This is a genomic window from Mammaliicoccus sp. J-M41, from assembly GCF_022385935.1.
GTDB lineage: Bacteria > Bacillota > Bacilli > Staphylococcales > Staphylococcaceae > Mammaliicoccus > Mammaliicoccus sciuri_A.
In genome coordinates this window covers 1-16,118 of sequence record NZ_JAJNIR010000049.1, presented here as the reverse complement: position 1 = coordinate 16,118, position 16,118 = coordinate 1, and the positions used below count along the sequence as shown (strand labels likewise).

The following is a 16,118-nucleotide window of genomic DNA, read 5'->3' as shown; positions in this document are numbered from 1 at the left end:
ATCTGAGTCAGAATCCGCATCTGAATCTGAGTCTGCATCTGAGTCAGAGTCTGCATCTGAATCAGTGTCTGCATCTGAGTCAGAATCTGCATCTGAGTCAGAGTCAGCATCTGAATCTGAGTCTGCATCTGAGTCAGAGTCTGCATCTGAGTCAGAGTCTGCGTCTGAATCACTGTCTGCGTCTGAATCACTGTCTGCATCTGAGTCAGAATCCGCATCTGAGTCTGAGTCTGAATCTGAGTCTGCGTCTGAATCACTGTCTGCGTCTGAATCACTGTCTGCGTCTGAATCACTGTCTGCATCTGAATCGCTATCCGCATCTGAGTCAGAATCTGCATCTGAATCTGAGTCAGAATCTGCATCTGAGTCAGAGTCTGCATCTGAATCTGAGTCCGCATCTGAGTCGCTATCTGCGTCTGAATCGCTATCCGCATCTGAATCGCTGTCCGCATCTGAATCACTATCTGCGTCTGAGTCAGAGTCCGCATCTGAGTCACTGTCTGCGTCTGAATCACTGTCCGCATCTGAGTCAGAATCTGCATCTGAATCGCTGTCTGCGTCTGAATCGCTGTCTGCATCTGAATCGCTATCCGCATCTGAATCTGAGTCTGCATCTGAATCTGAATCGCTATCCGCATCTGAATCTGAGTCTGCATCTGAATCTGAATCGCTATCTGCATCTGAGTCAGTATCTGCATCTGAATCAGAGTCATCTAATTCATAATAACCTTTATCGACACTCATGTTATCTGCGCCATCAATTGTTGCTTTTGTGATTCTTGTATTTGAATCTGTTTCTTCATTTTCACCTTGTTCTGTTGGCGTTTCTTCGAAACCTTCTGGTGTTATAAATTCAACTTCATAGTTCCCATTCTCTAATCCATCAAATTCGTAATAACCTGTTTCATCTGTTTTTGTTCTACCTATTTCTTTACCATTTTCGTCTCGTAAAATTACTTCTACATTTGAAATTGGTTTCTCATTTTCATCTGTTCCTTGTACACCATCTCGGTCAATATCATGCCATACATAATTACCTAATTTATATTTCTGTCTATTATCTCCATCCGCTCCACCATCACCAGTGCGAATTATGTTCTCATTATCCCAATAGTAAGACTTTTTGCTTCCACCATAAATGTCACTATTTGTTTCAGTTACTCTTGTCTTCACGTTTTCTCCGCTATCATCATACTGACCATCTACAGTTATAATGTAAGTTTCATTGATATCACCAAAATTAAATGTGATAGTGTTATCACCATTATCGTAGATATATGGTAAAACATCATTAGTAACATCAATATAATTAGAGCTATTAGGATCAATATAATAACTGTCAGTTACTTTTGCACCATCAGCTAATTTATACACTTTAAATTTAGTAACATCTTTATTTAGAACTGTACTACTTGTATTAGGATCATTATGATAACCCTGCAAAGTCACAGTAGTGTCTCTTAAATTATTATTTTTAGAGTTTACATATATAGTTTGTTTATAAGTTCGTTCTCCTGAAGATTTATCTATTTTTGTAATAAATGACGAAACATTTGCTCCATCTTCACCTGGAAGTCCCATCGACGGATCACCATAATCAATATCTATATTAGAATTAAATTTTTCATTAGCTATATCAAATTGAACATCATAGTTCCCTGAATAAGGAGTAATTTTTCTATCAGTCCATAGTGGTAATTCAAAAAATCCGTTAATATTTTCTTTATCATTTACATAATTAGTAAAAATATATCTACCAGTTTTAGAAAGTACATTATATTCACCTTTTGCAACAATATCTCCATTAGCATTTTTAATATCCACTAATTTCATAGAGTTATCCGTTTTTGAATAATCAATATCTCCGTCAATCGTTAAATTATTTGGAATAACAAATGTGAAATAATCCCCTTCTTTTACAGGACCATCAACACTAAATTTGGCGCTCATATTTGAGTATCCAGAATTATTTGGATATAAAGTTTTATTATCAAAGTTAAACTCACCAACTTTTATTTGATCATTAACATCATTCTCAGAAATAGCTGCGAAAGAATATTCTTCTTTATCTTCATTCTCTTTTAAAGAAGAAACTACACTCTCATTATTTTCACTAGATTCGTTACTATTTGCAGAAGTCTCTGGCTTAACTGTTTCTTCACTTGCTGGTGTTGCTTCTTCTGTTTCTACTTTGTCTGTTTCTTCTGCTGTTGGTGTCTCTTCTGTTTCTACTTTATTTGTTTCTTCTGCTGTTGGTGTCTCTTCTGTTTCTACTTTGTTTGTTTCTTCTGCTGTTGGTGTCTCTTCTGTTTCTACTTTGTTTGTTTCTTCTGCTGTTGGCTCTTCTTCTGTTTCTACTTTGCTTGCTTCTTCAGCTTTTGGCGCTTCTTCTGTTTCTGCTTTGTTTGATTCTTCAGATGTTGCTGCTTCTTCTGTTTCTACTTTGTTTGATTCTTCAGATGTTGCTGCTTCTTCTGTTTGTTCTTCTTTAGCGACCTCTTGTTCATTAGTTGCAATTTCTTCTGTGCTCTCTTGATCTACAATTTGTTTTTCTGTTGATGTTTGTTTTTCTATAGCCTCTTCAGATTGACCATCATCATTTAAATTGTTTGACTGTGATTGTACAGAATTATTTTGTTGTTCATTCGCTTTTGCTTCTTCACCTATCCCGAAAAGTAAAGTAGCTCCGACTAAAATAGAAGCAGTTCCTACCGTAAATTTTCTAATAGAATACTTATTAAGTCTATTAGGGATAAAATCTAATTTCACACCTCTTTTTTTCTTCATAACGCCTTGTCTGTCTCCCTTCAATATTATAAAAATTGATATGACACATATACAGCTAGTCCTATCAACCTCATTTTAATATATGGAAATTTAATTTTCAATAATTAAAAAATTTAAACAATCATAAAAATTATATCATTGTTTTATACAACTAAATATCATACATTTAATTGCATATAAATTTATATAAAATGGTATGTATCACTAGGATTTATTATAATATCTAGCAATGACAATAAAATACTTGTATATTGTAAAATTTTTGTAATTTTTTTTGTGAAATCCATTATTTACTTATAAGTAAAGACAATATGACAAAACCAAAAATCCTAACTTCATTTTCATGAGTAAAAAATAATAATTCTCTCACTATATCTCTTTGTGTAAATAGATTTTCCCTTAAAACAATTACTTGTTATAACCTTTTATTCTTTATATATTTTATAAATAAAATATCAATGATTTCATATTTTGATATTTGCGAAAAAATTTCTATTTAAATTTTGTTTAACTATATATAATCTTTGATTATATGTGTAGACTCCTTTTAATGTATAAACCTTTTATATTTTATTCTCATTTCGAAAGCTATATATCTTAAAATTTTAAGAAAATCACTTTACCTTTAGGATTTTTTACAGATTAAAAACTTATAAATGACATATAACATTTATTCGATATTTGGATGATTAGGGTGACAAGTATTCCATAATCCATCAGTATTCAATGTTTCTGAATAATCAACTTTTACTTTCATAAGGTGTCTTCTTTAATTAAGAGTAGAATAGTACTTAATAAAAATTTCAATACAATTTATCTATTAAGTAGGACTATATGAGCAGCTAGTCTGTTCCTGTCTAAAAATATCATGAAGTACAAAGGAGATGTTTCACAAATTTTACTATTGTGAATAAATTGTTAATGTAGTAATACTATTTTAAAATTTAAATACTGTCTCTGATTCATTTAGTTTTTAATTTTGCATTACTATAGTACTACTTATCTAATTTAAAATTGATTAAATTATAATTTGAAAGATATTGTTTAATGTATAAACAAAGACGAAGTGCTAAGGTGCACTTCGTCAAGAGGATAGTTATTAAAAAGTACCTACTTCTTTATTGAATTTTATTGTGACGTAAAGCTTTTTTATTGTTGTCTTCATGAATATCAATGTACTCAATAATGCTTAGATATAATGCTCAAAACTATTTTTATAGATTCTACTTTCCTAAGTATATGGGAAAATGGTTTCTATTTGAATTTCGTCATACAACGATTAATCTATTTTTTCTTTAGATTACTTCATACAATTTTTGTGTAGTTAAGAATCATTAATCCTGGTCTAACTTAACATTTTTTAAAGTTAATTATATTTATAAATATTGTCAGTGAAAAACTATTTCTTTAAAGCATCTACAGCTTTAAAAAACAATGATACATTATATTCAATATTGTTATGCTTTGTTTTTTTTCTAGGATAGTAGTATTCCTTATAATAATCAATTTTAGCTTCTAGCATATTCTGTTCAATAGACAAAGTCGCGATTGATAATTCTTCTTTCAACGCATTTTCAAATCTTTCAATCTGTTCTTTTACATATCTGTACTTTTTAATGGATTCCTCTATCAGTTTAATTCTTTTTTGATTATCTGATTCTTTTTCGCATTCATCCACAATACGCCTAATAATATATAACCTAACAGTCGGTAATCTTATATCTATAAGTAAAATAATGACATATGATTGAATAAATGCGTTCAATCCTTCTTCAAATTCATGGCCAGTTTTCTTTTGTCCTTTAAATGCCTTCAAATATAATTCTATTAAATAAAATAATTCATTTAAAAAAGCCCATGCATATTCCATTTCTAAAGCAACATAACTAATTAATTGATTAGTAAGATTATAATACTGAATCTCATTATGTAAATATTCCCAATGCTTCTCCATCTTTGTATATGATATTTTTCCTCCTAACCGTACATACTCATTTTCTTTTTTGGATCGATTATAGAGAATATTTGGCTTTGTAACCAATCTTTTTTGCGTCTTGTTTATATCTGCTAATGCTTTTGAGGTAATAGATGGGTCATAACTCAAATGTTCATCTACTTTCTTTATCGCAAGTAGTGATTTTAATTGTTCTTCATTTATAAATGGTTTAAGTTTAAATTCATTGTTTTGACTATTGATATACGTCATAGTATTTAAATTTCTATAAATTTTATTCATACTTCTAAATTCTGAGTCATCTAACAAATAATCAAAATTAGAGTTAAAGTGTTTTTGTATAAATGATACTCTATGCATCTTTTGGTGTTCATTTAAATCGCTTAAACTTCTTAATAACAATAAATCTTCATAAACCTCACCTGATATATCCAACTGCAGACAATCTACTAAACTGCCATACTTGTCAATAATCTCTTCTATCGTAGGTATCATATATACCCCCCTCCCTATTTTTTGTTCCGCGTCTAATTAAAATGCTTCATTTATGCTTATTATAGCAATCAACCATTGAGGTGTTAAGCATCTACAGTATTGATTGACTAATAAGACTTATTTGGAGGAACTTATGATGAAAGAAAAAGAATTTTATACACTAAAACGTGCTGTTACAAGCATCGCATTTAATTTACCTGTAGGCACCCTGTTTATGTATCACGATTTGAATGTGAGGGCTAATGTTTTGTGCTCGACTGAAATTCAACAAGATGTTGGTCGTTGGTTTGCACATTTTGTAAAATATACACCTAACCTTCCATTCATTGTAGTTGGAAAAAAAGGTTCATCTTTGCTCTACCTTAAGACTGCACCAAATCCGATGAATCATCAAAATAACTGGAAAGGTGGTAACAACTAATGACTAACATCATCTTTAGTGAATATCCATACTGGCTTACTGAAGATTCATGGTATGAAGTTATACCACCGAAAGGTAAAAATGATCAGCAAAAGTCCATACGCTTATCTAGTCCAATTTTAATTAAAAACAAGTTTCTTGACCCCAAATCTGGGGTTGAGAAACTAGTTATTTCCAACGGACAAAATATTGAACGTATTGAAACATCAGATATTTTAACATCGCAAAAGTTACCTTCACTAATCATGTATGGCTTCAGCATCAATGAGAAGTACATTAAATCATTAAGCAATGCACTACAATTAATGCGCCAATCACTGCCTCTGTCATCGTTGTATACGGGTGTCGGTGTGTTAAATACTGATAAAGGTGTCGTCATTTCATTAGATGAACCATATCTTTCAAAAGAAATTACACAGTCGCAGGCGGATGAAATCATTTGTGAAACACAGTACGATCTACAACCTAAAGGCACTTTTGAAGACTGGTGGCAAATGTATCTTGATGAAGTAAAAGGAAACTTGTTACTCGAACTTGCTGTAGTGTTTGGTATTTCTTCATTAGTAACTGCGTTTTTAAAAACAAAACATGAGGTTGAATTCGCAGGTACGATTTTCTCATTTACGGGAAATTCAAGCACGGGTAAATCAACTGCAGCGGCTTTAGGAGTCTCAATAACCGGCAACCCTACTAAAGGTAGTAATACGCTGTTTAGATCATGGAATGGCACTAGAAACGCGCTTGAAGGATATCTAAGTAACAACTATGGTGTACCTATTGTATTGGACGAACTGTCATCTGCAACCTTTAAAGATACAACTGGTTTGCTCTATTCAATTGCCGAAGGTCAAGGAAGACAACGTTCTAATATACACGGAGAAGTCAAGTCACTAAAAAACTGGGGAACCTCAGTAATTAGTACTGCCGAACACAGTATTTTCAATAATAGTGCACGTAATGATGGTTTGAATGTACGTACCATTGAAATATCTGAAGCTTTTACAACTAACGCTGACAACGCAGATACTATTAAAAAAGCAACATCAGCTAATTATGGTCATATCATGCCATTAGTAGCTGAATATCTACTCAATCGTGAACAAGAAGTCATTAAATGGTTCCAAAATGAGCACCTAAGGTTCAAAACTCAACTAGAAAAGGAAACCAGCAATACAGGAATTCGGATGTTCAAACGCTATGCAACCATTACAACATCAGCACGTATATTGGAACGTGTCATTGCCACACCTGTTGATTTGAATGCTGTAAGGGACTATCTTATTAACTATCATTTAGATTCTGTTAGTGAGCGAAGCCTAGCTGATAAAGCAATTGAAGTCATTGTCCAATTTGTAGCACAAAATCGTGGTAAGTTTTCTGACGACACTAGGTTATCAACGCTTATTGAAAATTATGGAATGATTTCACTTGAAGATGATCATATCCAGGTGAAAATGATTGCCTCGGTTTTTAAAAATATGTTAAAAGAACATAATTTCCAAGATACAAATAATGTCATTGATGCACTGAGGGATAAAGATTACATCCAGTCAGACGCCAATCGTAAAACAACAAAACGTAGTGTCAAAGACAAAGAAGGCAAACCAAAAACCATCGTATTTTATCATCTTAAGCTTGATAAATCATACGCTCCTATTTTTGGTCTATCTGAAAAAAGTAAATTCAATATACCCTTATCATTTATCTCTGAACACCAACATCCAATACTACGAGACATGATTTCAAAAGCAAGAGAATGGGATAAAAACGGTGATATTGACTTTTAAAGCTTAAAATATGTTATTAAATAAATTTGCTACAACACCTATTTAAAGGTGTTGTAGCACAAATATTAAATCAATGGAGGAATTGTACTATGAATACAGTAGCACTAGCTCACGAAATTGAAGATGAAAGATTTGAATACTTAGAAAGCACACCCCTAGATACTGTGAAGGAATGCTGTAAACAAGAAGGTCGTCAAATAAGTAACACTTACACTGAGGAGTACAAGTTAATAAATGACATTTTGGAGAAAGTAATCAAACCTACGTCCATTGTTGCATATGGAGAATATGAAGATTACATTCATTTAAAAAAATTTGCTCAAAGAAGAATATCGAATTCGTTACTACTTTTGAGATGCAACTAAAGAATTGTTGTTAATACTATGAATAATGAGGTGATATACATGGACGAATTAATCATACTATTAGCCGATCTGGTTATTGAAGAAATCAATCACGCTGATGACTAATAATACCGCCCAACACCCGACTGGTGTTGGGCTTATCTATAATTTCGTTCATAAATATATATTATCTCTTTGAAAGGAGGAAATACTATGAAACGAGCCATTGGTTATTTGCGCCAAAGTACAACGAAACAACAATCACTCCCAGCTCAAAAGCAAGCAATAGAATTATTAGCTCCAAAGCACAATATTCAAAATATCCAATACATTAGTGATAAGCAATCAGGCAGAACAGATAATCGAACAGGCTATCAACAAGTCACCGAACGCATCCAACAAAGACAATGTGACGTATTATGTTGTTATCGCTTGAATCGACTTCATCGCAACTTGAAAAATGCATTAAAACTCATGAAACTCTGTCAAAAATATCATGTTCATATTCTAAGTGTTCATGATGGCTATTTTGATATGGATAAAGCGTTTGATCGCCTAAAACTCAATATATTCATGAGTCTGGCTGAACTTGAATCCGATAATATTGGAGAACAAGTCAAAAATGGACTTAGAGAAAAGGCAAAACAAGGTAAACTCATAACGACCCATGCGCCTTTCGGTTATCACTATCAAAATGGTACTTTCATCATTAATAATGATGAATCACCTACCGTCAAAGCTGTATTCAATTATTATCTTCAAGGATATGGCTACAAGAAGATTGCACAATATTTAGAAGACGATAATAAACTTATTACCCGCAAGCCTTATCAGGTACGAAATATAATTATGAACCCAAATTATTGTGGTCGTGTCATCAATCAATATGGTCAATATAACAATATGGTACCACCTATTGTTTCGGCAACGAAATATGAACATGCTCAAGCAATCCGTAATAAGAAGCAACTTCACTGTATACCTTCAGAGAATCAGCTGAAACAAAAGATCAAATGTCCTTGTTGTGACTCAACACTGACAAATATGACAATAAGAAAAAAACATACATTGCGATATTATATTTGTCCTAAAAATATGAATGAATCTCGCTTTGTCTGTTCATTCAAAGGAATAAATGCACAAAAATTAGAAGTTCAAGTCTTAGCTACATGTCAGAACTTCTTTCAAAACCAACAGCTCTATTCAAAAATTAATAATGCAATTCATCAACGCCTCAAAAAACAAAGAGTGATAGAAGCTAAAAGTACGCTAACTCAAGAACAACTGATAGATAAACTTGCCAAAGGTATGATTGATGCTGAATCATTCAGAAAACAGACTCATTTGATGAATCAAAAGCACAAAACCATATCCTCCATAAGTGATAATCAGTTACAAACATCACTACAAAAGGTTATACAGAAAAGTTTCACGTTAAACATGCTGCATCCCTATATTGATGAAATTCGCATTACAAAAAATAAAGCCCTTGTTGGGATCTATTTCAAAAATGAACCATTGAACATTGTGAACCAAACCTCGCAATCATCGATTGCTTAATCAGAAAGGATGAAAAAATCATGCAACAACTCAAACAAAAACGTGTCGGTATCTATGTTCGTGTATCAACGGAAATCCAAAGTACTGAAGGCTATAGTATCGATGGACAAATCAATCAAATTCGAGAATATTGTGATTTCAATAACTTTGTTGTTGTAGATGTATACGCGGATAGAGGTATCTCTGGAAAATCTATGAACCGACCAGAACTACAACGTTTGTTAAAAGATGCGAACGAAGGTCAGATTGATTCTGTTATGGTCTACAAAACAAACCGACTAGCACGTAACACTTCTGACTTACTCAAAATTGTTGAAGACCTTCATCGTCAAAATGTCGAATTCTTCAGCTTATCTGAGCGTATGGAAGTCAATACAAGCAGTGGTAAATTGATGCTACAAATTCTAGCGAGTTTTTCAGAATTTGAAAGAAATAATATTGTCGAAAATGTATTCATGGGTCAAACCCGACGCGCTCAAGAAGGCTATTATCAAGGCAATTTGCCGCTGGGCTATGACAAAATACCGGATAGCAAGCATGAACTCATGATAAACCAACATGAAGCGAATATTGTCAAATATATATTTGAGTCATATGCTAAAGGCCACGGATATCGTAAAATTGCGAATGCACTCAATCACAAAGGATACGTGACTAAAAAAGGAAAGCCTTTCAGTATTGGTTCAGTGACCTATATCTTATCTAATCCATTCTATGTTGGTAAAATTCAATTCGCAAAGTACAAAGATTGGAATGAAAAGCGTCGTAAAGGGCTGAATGATAAACCAATAATAGCTGAAGGTAAGCATTCCCCTATTATTATTCAAGACTTATGGGATAAAGTCCAATTACGTAAAAAACAAGTCAGTCAAAAACCCCAAGTCCACGGTAAAGGAACTAATCTATTAACAGGTATCGTTCATTGTCCACAATGTGGTGCACCAATGGCAGCTAGTAACACAACGAACACATTGAAAGATGGTACCAAGAAGCGAATACGTTATTATTCTTGCAGTAACTTCCGAAACAAAGGCTCAAAAGTATGTTCTGCGAATAGCGTTAGAGCTGATGTGATTGAGAAATACGTCATGGATCAAATACTCGAAATTGTCAAAAGTGATAAAGTCATTAACCAAGTCTTAGAACGTGTCAATCAAGAAAATAAAGTCGATATTGGTGCATTGAACCACGATATCGCTTATAAACAACAACAATACGATGAAGTCAGCGGGAAACTCCATAATTTAGTTAAAACCATTGAAGATAATCCGGACCTAACATCTGCATTGAAAGCAACTATTCATCAATATGAAACACAACTCAATGACATTACAAATCAAATGAATCAACTCAAACAGCAACAAAATCAAGAGAAACTATCTTATGATACGAAACAAATCGCTGCCCTATTACAACGAATATTTCAAAATATAGAATCAATGGATAAAGCACAACTCAAAGCATTATATCTTACAGTCATTGACCGTATTGATATTCGTAAAGACGGTAATCATAAAAAACAGTTCTACGTTACACTAAAACTCAATAATGAAATTATTAAACAACTTTTCAATAATACCCCTCTCGACGAAGTGCTCCTCAGCACTTCGTCTTTATTTTTGCCTCAAACGCTCTTTCTTCAAATCTAATATCTATGTACTGTCCTTTCGTCATTCAATAACACCCATCTAACGAATCTTTTCAACATACTAACAAGTCACAACTCAATGTGAAGCTTATATTGTATGACGAAAGAACATCCCAAAATAAAATATGAACGGGATAGCAATGGGATTTGATAAATACATGTAGGATAAGGATTACGCAAGCGTAATCCCGAAATCCCATTATTATTTATAAATAAATAATATAAAAAGAAAAAGTAAGTCGTACTGACACCACCAAATCCAAATGATATATAAATATATCGCTATATTTCCTGAGAAATGAGCGGGATAATGGGATTTCCTTGTCATATCAACAATTGTGATAATTTTCTATTGGGATATTTTCTTAATAACAATGGGATTCACAAACGAAACAAAATTTTTTTGAAGCATATATTATCTATATGGTGTATTACATGTATACATCAAAAACATTATAGGAGGTCATAACCATGACACTAGAAAAACAACTCAAAGAGTATATAACTAACTTATTCAATCTGCCAAAGGACGAAAAATGGGAATGTGAATCTATCGAGGAAGTGGCAGATAATATCCTTCCTGATCAATATATCAGACTTGGTCCGCTTACCAACAAAATCCTTCATACGTATACTTACTACTCTGACACACTTCATGAAAGGCATATATACCCCTTTATCCTCTACTATCAAAAACAACTTATTGCGATTGGTTATATTGATGAAACAAACGATATGGACTTCTTATATCTTCATAACACAGTTATGCCACTACTAGATCAAAGACACTTACTTGAAAAGGAGAATTATAATAATGAATAAATGGATACACATAGCTCAGATAAGCGTCACAGTCATTACAGAAGTTATTACAATAATGAAAGATATAGAAAAGGAGAAATGAGCATGAAACGTTATATTACACGTAGTATTGCCAATTACTTGCCAGCAATGTTGCAGCAACAGTTATGGAAACTTGTAGCGCAACGCGAAAACGAACAATTCAAGGAACTAGAAGAGATTGATTACTTTCATATATTCCAGTTCAATATGCATAATAGTCAATTATATATCAAACATAAGCAAGAACGTCCAGAGTACGTAAAAATTCATAAGGCAAATTATTCAAAAGCTATCAATATTAATAAGGTCTACATTATCCGAGAAGATGATGTAGACCTTTCTTATTACGTCATGTTGTTACCTGAAGAATATTAAATAAAGGAGTTAGATAAAATGAAATCAATCAAAAGTGTATTAGAAACTGAAGCGATATTTAGTCAGGATAAAATGCATCGTTATCTTCTCAAGAAAACTTGGGATATTGATAAAGAAGTACTTACAATTATAACGATGTATCCTCATTATGATGGTGTTATCAACGTTGACCTTACAACACAACTTATTGTCAATAAAGTAGCTGAAAAAGATGAATATGGTGGCGTTAATTTTATAAATCTTTTTTCAAATATTGATACCCCCATTAATTTAAAACATATCGAAAACAGCCATGACAAGCACACGGATATTCACATTATGAAAGCTGTCAAAGAAGCCGATAGTGTTTTATTGGCTTGGGGTTCCTACGGAAAAAAACCTCTTGTGGAAAATCGAGTGAATGAAGTATTAGACATGTTAAAACCTCACAGTAAGAAAATCAGTATATTAACAAATCCTCAAACAAATGAAATCATGCATCCATTAAATCCATACGCTAGAAAGGCATGGACAATTAAACCATTAAAGGAGACTAAATAGAATGAATCAAACATGGAAAGAAGTATACCAATATTTAATGCATCAACCACACATCGATGTTATTAAAGGCATTATCGCCTTTTCATCAAACAAAAAAAATAATTCAGAATTAGATGAGCTATATTCCATTTATATGAATGATGATTCTATCACATCCATTGTTCACCCTGACTTAATAGAAAGTATAGAGCTTATCCATAATGAGTAGAAAAAGAATAGATGTTGCCAAAGTCCAAATGGTTAAAGAAGATACACTTTGGTATTTAAAAAGACGTATTGAAGAACCAAAAGACGCTGCTGATATTATGCGTGACTTCATAGGAAATGCTGACCGAGAACACTTCATTTTAATTTGCTTGAATAGCAAAAATGAACCTACACATATTGAAACCGTCTCTATAGGAACCATTAATTTTGCGGTTATACATCCTCGAGAAATATTTAAAACAGCCATATTAAGTAACGCAACGGGTATGATTATTGGCCATAACCACCCAAGTGGAGACATATTAACCATAGTATAATAAATAATAGTAGTTAAAGTAGTTCAGGAGGAGATGTTAAAGGGAGATTTTACTTTAAATAAAAATTAACAAGGTTTATAATTTGTAGTACTTAAAGTGTTTAAAGAGGGGGGCGCGTGTGAGGGTTCAAAGGATAGAAGTGGAGAATAAGCCGTATCCATTGTATTTATTACTAGATAAAGAATACCAGCTAAATGAATGCTTCTAGTAAAAGGAAAATTATCAGTCAGAGTGAGATCAGCAAAAAAATAGCTGTAATGAATGAAGAAATGCAAGGGTTTTGGGCTAATAATAGTTGGGATATAAGAAAATGTCCACATCCTTCTGCCATAGAATTAAGTAAGAATCCTGCTTTAAGAAATCGTTGGGTTCGTTTTGAACGTGTTAAAAATCTGTGGTTAAGAACAGAATTGAAATATTTTTATTTTTACCATTTAAACAATGGAATATGGAATGCAAAAACTGTCTGGATTAGAAAAGGAACAGTAATTAATAAAATGTTGGATTTTTTAGATTTAAAGTATCCCAGCATTACTTCAATTACTGAAGTTCCTATTGATAAAGCAATGACGGAGTATAGAACATATTTGACAAAACAGGGTGTTAGAATTACCACCACTAATTATAAGATTACTGCTAATCAAGAAAAAACACCTGTAAAAGCTAATTCTTACTATGTTACTAATCTTAAACAATTTATTGAGTTTTATGAGGATTTTTATTTTGATGGAGAGGAGTGGGATAAAGACGTTTGGGATAGACGAAACTTACCTTTGCCAGATGATAAGGTTAACCCAACACAATATGAATATACAATTAACTTTAAAGGGTTTCGGAATACATATTTTAAACAGCTTGTAAAAAGATATTGTAAGTTAAGATTGAACATGGATAGCTTTTCCTATGTAAGTGATATTGCCCAAAAACTTAAAGAGTTCTTTAATTTTCTGGACATAAAGTTTAAACACGTTCAGAGAGTACACCAATTAACGAGAGTGGAAATTGAAGCATATTTAAGTGAACTAAACATGATGGGGATAAAACCTAGTACAATAACTGGGAGGATCTCTATATTGGAAGGACTATTTAGTACCCTTCATAGGCTAGAATGGGATGATGTTCCTTCCAAATTATTAATTTATCCCGAGGACTATCCGAAAATACCAAGAGCAAAACCTCGCTTTATAGACGAATTCGTTCTAGAGCAATTGAACAGTCATCTTGATAAATTACCCGAATATATAGCTACGATGACTATGATTGTTCAAGAATGTGGAATGAGGATAAGTGAATTGTGCACCTTGAAAAAAGGCTGTTTATTAGAGGACAAAGATGGAGATTACTTTTTAAAGTATTATCAATGGAAAATGAAAAAGGAGCATATAGTTCCAATATCTAAAGAGGTAGTTTTACTTATTAAAGTTCGGGAAGATAAAGTTTCAGAGGAATTTCCAGATAGTGAATACCTCTTTCCAAGAAAAGATGGATCGCCATTAAAACAAGAAACATTTAGAGGCGAATTAAATAAATTAGCTTATGAGCAAAATATAGTGGATAAATTAGGCGAGATTTATAGATTCCATGCCCATGCCTTTCGCCATTCAGTAGGAACAAGAATGATTAACAACGGGGTGCCCCAGCATATTGTGCAGAAATTTTTGGGACATGAAAGCCCAGAAATGACAAGCAGATACGCTCATATCTTTGATGAAACTCTAAAAAATGAATTTACTAAATTTCAAGAAAAACTGGTTACCAATAATGGAGATGTGCTCAATCTAGATGATGATAGTGAAGTCGATGATGTAGAGCTTCAATGGTTCAAGAAAAATATAAATGCACAAGTGCTTCCAAATGGTTATTGTAGATTGCCAGTAATAGCAGGTGGTTGTCCACATGCGAATGCATGCTTAGATTGCACTCACTTCTGTACCAGTAAGCAATTCTTACCACAGCACGAAGAACAGTTAGAGCGTACAGAAGAGTTATTAACCATAGCAAAGGATAAACAATGGCAAAGACAAATAGAGACTAATAGCCGTATTAAAGAGCGTTTAGAACAAATCATTGGAAGTTTAACGGGGTAATTATCAATGAATAAACAAGTTAGAAATACAACAGAAATTGTACGTTTGGCGAAGCAGAAATCACAAAAGACAAGAGAAAAAGTAGACAAAGCGATTTCTAAATTTTCGATTGAAGGTAAAGCTATTAATTTTAATTCAATAGCAAAGGAAGCTAATGTTTCTAAATCATGGCTTTATAAGGAACACGATATTAGGCAAAGAATCGAATCCCTTCGTGAGCGTCAAATAACATCAAATGTAGTCTCAAAACCCAAGAAAAGTTCTCGTTCGGAGGAAATCCTTATAAAAACCTTAAAAAGAAGAGTTATGGAATTAGAAAAAGAAAATAAAAAATTACAGAACCAAATTCAAAAATTATATGGAGATCTGTATAATAAAGAGTAGTTTTTATTATTAATCTGTAGACAGATTGTGAAAGGATGCACTTAAACTAACGGGGCAGTTATGTTTAAGATACTTTAAAATTTGGTTAAAATCTCCGAAAGGATTGGTTTCTAACATTAGAAACCAATCCTTTTTAATATTAATTATATATCATTCAAACAATCATTTGACTATTTGTTTATAGTGGGATATATTATAATCATCAAACAAACAGTCATTTGAATAAGGAGGGTAATTATGACAAAAGATATGTGTGAAGTTACCTATATTCATGAAGATATGGACCGTCTACACTTAATTGGACAACTTCTTTAAAGAGAAGTATTGTTAAAATTAAGAAAGTAGGTGGTCTTTTTATGAGAAGAGAGC

At 32.7% G+C, this 16,118-nt stretch carries 14 protein-coding genes and 1 pseudogene; 13 read left to right on the top strand and 2 right to left on the bottom strand.

The features are described from left to right. Both LQ686_RS13280 and LQ686_RS13275 read right to left on the bottom strand, forming a co-directional pair. Positions 1-2,787: SdrD B-like domain-containing protein (locus LQ686_RS13280; protein WP_239733449.1), on the bottom strand; the 2,787-nt coding region annotated here is incomplete at its 3' end. 1,399 nt (positions 2,788-4,186) lie between these two features. Then, positions 4,187-5,236 (bottom strand): ACP synthase, encoded by a 1,050-nt coding sequence (locus tag LQ686_RS13275; protein WP_164961584.1) that lies wholly within the window; start codon positions 5,234-5,236, stop codon positions 4,187-4,189. A 136-nt stretch (positions 5,237-5,372) separates the two neighbouring features. Here LQ686_RS13275 and ssb point away from each other — a divergent pair, with 136 nt between their 5' ends. From ssb to LQ686_RS13215, 13 genes and pseudogenes are all read left to right on the top strand, one after another. Then, positions 5,373-5,657: a cassette chromosome ssDNA-binding protein gene (gene ssb, locus LQ686_RS13270; protein WP_206181276.1), complete on the top strand. Its 285-nt coding sequence runs from the start codon at positions 5,373-5,375 to the stop codon at positions 5,655-5,657. Continuing rightward, positions 5,657-7,444 (top strand): cassette chromosome replicative helicase, encoded by a 1,788-nt coding sequence (cch1, locus tag LQ686_RS13265; RefSeq protein WP_000181743.1) that lies wholly within the window; start codon positions 5,657-5,659, stop codon positions 7,442-7,444. The genes ssb and cch1 overlap by 1 nt, the downstream gene beginning before the upstream one ends. Before the next feature lie 89 nt (positions 7,445-7,533). After that, positions 7,534-7,809, top strand: coding sequence for a hypothetical protein (locus LQ686_RS13260; RefSeq protein ID WP_001791132.1), 276 nt, complete (start codon positions 7,534-7,536; stop codon positions 7,807-7,809). A gap of 192 nt (positions 7,810-8,001) precedes the next feature. Further along, entirely contained in the window at positions 8,002-9,348 is a 1,347-nt protein-coding gene (ccrA, locus tag LQ686_RS13255) for a cassette chromosome recombinase CcrA (protein ID WP_000816499.1), read from the top strand. A gap of 20 nt (positions 9,349-9,368) precedes the next feature. Beyond that, positions 9,369-10,997: a cassette chromosome recombinase CcrB gene (gene ccrB, locus LQ686_RS13250; RefSeq protein ID WP_001186596.1), complete on the top strand. Its 1,629-nt coding sequence runs from the start codon at positions 9,369-9,371 to the stop codon at positions 10,995-10,997. Positions 10,998-11,467: 470 nt separating this feature from the next. Beyond that, complete coding sequence (locus tag LQ686_RS13245) at positions 11,468-11,818, top strand: SAUGI family uracil-DNA glycosylase inhibitor (RefSeq protein ID WP_000171449.1); 351 nt, start codon at positions 11,468-11,470, stop codon at positions 11,816-11,818. Positions 11,819-11,902: 84 nt separating this feature from the next. Beyond that, positions 11,903-12,214 (top strand): DUF960 family protein, encoded by a 312-nt coding sequence (locus tag LQ686_RS13240; protein ID WP_000833212.1) that lies wholly within the window; start codon positions 11,903-11,905, stop codon positions 12,212-12,214. Between the two features lie 18 nt (positions 12,215-12,232). Further along, positions 12,233-12,754 (top strand): DUF1643 domain-containing protein, encoded by a 522-nt coding sequence (locus tag LQ686_RS13235; protein WP_000836008.1) that lies wholly within the window; start codon positions 12,233-12,235, stop codon positions 12,752-12,754. Position 12,755: 1 nt separating this feature from the next. Next, positions 12,756-12,962: a hypothetical protein gene (locus LQ686_RS13230; RefSeq protein WP_001077283.1), complete on the top strand. Its 207-nt coding sequence runs from the start codon at positions 12,756-12,758 to the stop codon at positions 12,960-12,962. After that, positions 12,955-13,278 carry a JAB domain-containing protein gene (locus LQ686_RS13225; RefSeq protein ID WP_239733448.1) on the top strand — a complete coding sequence of 108 codons (324 nt, stop codon included), beginning with the start codon at positions 12,955-12,957 and terminating at the stop codon, positions 13,276-13,278. The genes LQ686_RS13230 and LQ686_RS13225 overlap by 8 nt, the downstream gene beginning before the upstream one ends. A gap of 118 nt (positions 13,279-13,396) precedes the next feature. Then, positions 13,397-13,477: pseudogene (locus LQ686_RS14380) on the top strand (site-specific integrase); the annotation flags it as partial. Further along, positions 13,473-15,365 carry a site-specific integrase gene (locus LQ686_RS13220; protein WP_075100293.1) on the top strand — a complete coding sequence of 631 codons (1,893 nt, stop codon included), beginning with the start codon at positions 13,473-13,475 and terminating at the stop codon, positions 15,363-15,365. The pseudogene LQ686_RS14380 and the gene LQ686_RS13220, both read left to right, overlap by 5 nt. Positions 15,366-15,371: 6 nt before the next feature. Beyond that, a complete protein-coding gene (locus tag LQ686_RS13215) occupies positions 15,372-15,749 on the top strand; it encodes a DUF6262 family protein (protein ID WP_001041908.1) in 378 nt (125 codons plus the stop codon). Positions 15,750-16,118: the final 369 nt, after the last annotated feature.

Coding starts and splice junctions, on each gene's coding strand:
- LQ686_RS13275 (WP_164961584.1), bottom strand. CDS start 5,236: ATGATACCTACGATAGAAGAGATTATTGACAAGTATGGCAGTTTAGTA.
- ssb (WP_206181276.1), top strand. CDS start 5,373: ATGAAAGAAAAAGAATTTTATACACTAAAACGTGCTGTTACAAGCATC.
- cch1 (WP_000181743.1), top strand. CDS start 5,657: ATGACTAACATCATCTTTAGTGAATATCCATACTGGCTTACTGAAGAT.
- LQ686_RS13260 (WP_001791132.1), top strand. CDS start 7,534: ATGAATACAGTAGCACTAGCTCACGAAATTGAAGATGAAAGATTTGAA.
- ccrA (WP_000816499.1), top strand. CDS start 8,002: ATGAAACGAGCCATTGGTTATTTGCGCCAAAGTACAACGAAACAACAA.
- ccrB (WP_001186596.1), top strand. CDS start 9,369: ATGCAACAACTCAAACAAAAACGTGTCGGTATCTATGTTCGTGTATCA.
- LQ686_RS13245 (WP_000171449.1), top strand. CDS start 11,468: ATGACACTAGAAAAACAACTCAAAGAGTATATAACTAACTTATTCAAT.
- LQ686_RS13240 (WP_000833212.1), top strand. CDS start 11,903: ATGAAACGTTATATTACACGTAGTATTGCCAATTACTTGCCAGCAATG.
- LQ686_RS13235 (WP_000836008.1), top strand. CDS start 12,233: ATGAAATCAATCAAAAGTGTATTAGAAACTGAAGCGATATTTAGTCAG.
- LQ686_RS13230 (WP_001077283.1), top strand. CDS start 12,756: ATGAATCAAACATGGAAAGAAGTATACCAATATTTAATGCATCAACCA.
- LQ686_RS13225 (WP_239733448.1), top strand. CDS start 12,955: ATGAGTAGAAAAAGAATAGATGTTGCCAAAGTCCAAATGGTTAAAGAA.
- LQ686_RS13220 (WP_075100293.1), top strand. CDS start 13,473: ATGAATGCTTCTAGTAAAAGGAAAATTATCAGTCAGAGTGAGATCAGC.
- LQ686_RS13215 (WP_001041908.1), top strand. CDS start 15,372: ATGAATAAACAAGTTAGAAATACAACAGAAATTGTACGTTTGGCGAAG.